Origin of the sequence: Acidaminococcus massiliensis, assembly GCF_900095825.1 — a bacterium.
Lineage (GTDB): Bacteria > Bacillota > Negativicutes > Acidaminococcales > Acidaminococcaceae > Acidaminococcus > Acidaminococcus massiliensis.
Window position 1 is genome coordinate 1 of sequence record NZ_LT608312.1, and the last position, 2,303, is coordinate 2,303.

At 55.0% G+C, this 2,303-nt stretch carries 3 protein-coding genes and 1 pseudogene; all 4 read right to left on the reverse strand.

From position 1 onward, the window contains the following. A pseudogene (locus tag BQ2657_RS00005) lies at positions 1-373 on the reverse strand (ribonuclease R); the annotation flags it as partial. Then, positions 370-771 carry a PaaI family thioesterase gene (locus tag BQ2657_RS00010; protein WP_075578801.1) on the reverse strand — a complete coding sequence of 134 codons (402 nt, stop codon included), beginning with the start codon at positions 769-771 and terminating at the stop codon, positions 370-372. The pseudogene BQ2657_RS00005 and the gene BQ2657_RS00010, both read right to left, overlap by 4 nt. A 5-nt stretch (positions 772-776) precedes the next feature. Continuing rightward, positions 777-1,514, reverse strand: a complete 738-nt coding sequence (locus tag BQ2657_RS00015) for an alpha/beta hydrolase (protein WP_075578802.1) — start codon at positions 1,512-1,514, stop codon at positions 777-779. An 85-nt stretch (positions 1,515-1,599) separates the two neighbouring features. Further along, positions 1,600-1,824: a preprotein translocase subunit SecG gene (secG, locus tag BQ2657_RS00020; RefSeq protein WP_232708973.1), complete on the reverse strand. Its 225-nt coding sequence runs from the start codon at positions 1,822-1,824 to the stop codon at positions 1,600-1,602. Between the last annotated feature and the right edge of the window lie 479 nt (positions 1,825-2,303).

The window sequence follows — 2,303 nt, forward strand, 5'->3', positions numbered from 1 at the left end:
GCCGGTCGTCGAAACCGCTTTTCAGCACCCGGGCCATGACCGTATCTCCATCCATGGCGCCGCTGAGGCTGCTGGCCGGGATAAAGAGATCTCCATCGGCGGTCTTCTCTTCCGGGATCACAAAGGCAAAGCCCTTGCTGGTCACCTGGCAGCGCCCCACCACCAAGCCCATAGCCGCGGGGAGCCCGTAGGTATTGAACCGGGTCTTCACCACCTGGCCCCGGTCTTCCAGATCTTTCAGCACCTGCCAGAACAGCTTCAGGTCACTGCCTTCCAGCGCCAGGGCCTTCAGCAGTTCTTCCGCCCCCAAGGGAGCTACCGGATGTTCCTTCATATACCCCAGGAGCTGGTTTTCCAATTCCGTGTTTGTCATGATCTCTCCTCATACATCAGCTTGCCGTCCGCTTCCGCGGCAATGGTCCCGTCCTCCCGGACCACCTGCCCGGTCATTTCCAGCAGCTGTCCTTTCCTCCGCTTCACTTTGGTGATCACTTCGATCCGTTCCCCGATCCGCACCGGCTGCCGGAAGCGGACCTCCAGCCGGGCCGTGTAGGCAACTTTGTGTTCATACATATAGGGGTAATTCCCCATGGTTTCGTCCAGCAGGGTGGAAATCAAGCCTCCGTGCATCCGGCCGTCATAGCTCTGATGGACGGGCTGGGGCACAAAGCTGGTATAGCAGCCTTCCGCATCGGTACGGAAATGGAGATGGAGCCCCATAGGGTTGTCCTTCCCGCAGCCGAAGCACATGGTATCTCTGGTTCTTTCCATATTCCTTATTCCTCCAAAAAGGCCTCAATGGCAGCATAAATGGCCTGCCGGCCCTTATATAATGTCATCACATGGCGGGCCTGAGGGATCCACAGCAGGTGTTTTTCCCGGGAAGCCGCCCGGTCGTGGATATAAACAGCGCTTTCCGGACGCACGGTATGGTCTGTCCGAGACTGGATGATCAGCAGAGGCTGTGCCACCTGGGGCAGATACTTCCTTTTGACGGCCTTCAGCAGCCGTACCAGCTGGTGGACTGCTTTGATGGGCATGCACCGGTAGGCCACGTTGTACCGCTCCGGCGCATCCACCGTCCGGGGATGTTTGGGGATGGCCCAGTAAGGCAGCCGGTCGGCCAGCCACAGGAAGTACACCCGCCAGTCGTAGAGATAGATGGGAGTGGAAAGCACCGCCAGCTTGTCCGCTTTCGTCACTGCCCCGGCATAAAGGGTCAGCAGCCCTCCCATGGAAAGGCCGATGACAGTGACCTGAGTACAAGTTTCCCGGAGATGGTCCACGCCCTGGTGCACCTGTTCCTCCCATTGTTCTGCCTTTACGTCTAAAAGATCATGGGGATCTGTCCCATGGCCAGCTAGGAGCAGTCCTTCCACCGTATACCCCTTTCGGTGGAGCTCCTCTCCCAGTTCCCGCAGCTCTGAAGGGCTGCCGGTGAAGCCGTGGATCAGCAGGACCCCTTTATTGTTTTCTCCCCTCCAGAAAAACGGTTCTGCCCCAGGCAGTACCATGGTCTTTCCCCCTTCCCCATAGCAAAAATGGCATTACCTGACCTAGGCAATGCCACTGTGAAATCTGTGAACGTTCTTCAGTTGCTTACTGCAGACGGGCAATCGCCACGTTGATGACAGCAAAGATCAGCCCCAGCACCACGGTGATCCGGGCCAGAGCTTCATCCATATCGGTAGGTTTGCCGCCGAACAGGGATTCGCCGCCCCCCAATCCGCTGAAGCCGGCGCTTTTTCCGGACTGGAGCAGGATGGAGCCAATCATCAGGATGCTCACGATCACATCAAGGACCATCAATATATCTAAAGCCACAGGTATTCCCTCCACATATCAGATTCTTATATTTTAGCATTGGTTGGGGAAATGGTCAAGGAGCGGGGACAGTGGTGTATGTGTCAACAAGTTCTCGGTAAAACCTTCATCACAGTATAGTTATTCATTCATGTCCGAAAGTGAAGAGTGAAGAGCATGGGCCCGTAGAGGCCGCACAACCGGCGGCTCGCCAGATGTACGAGTCTCTGACCCCAACGATGTAGACCAACTATATAAAGTCAAGCCAATTTTAAAATAAATTTCAGTTGCTATGGATCTTGGCAAAAGGGCGCACCTACCCAAGCCCCCTCTTGTGGGCTTAAAAAATCAAGCTAAATAAGGGCAGCCACTAATACCCAGCCGGTAAATCAATCGGATCAGTTTCTTGGCTACATGGGACAAAGCGATTTTGTAAGGCTTGTGTTCTGACAGTTTCTTTTCAAGGTATTCTTTGAATCTCGGTACGTTCTGTGCAACCA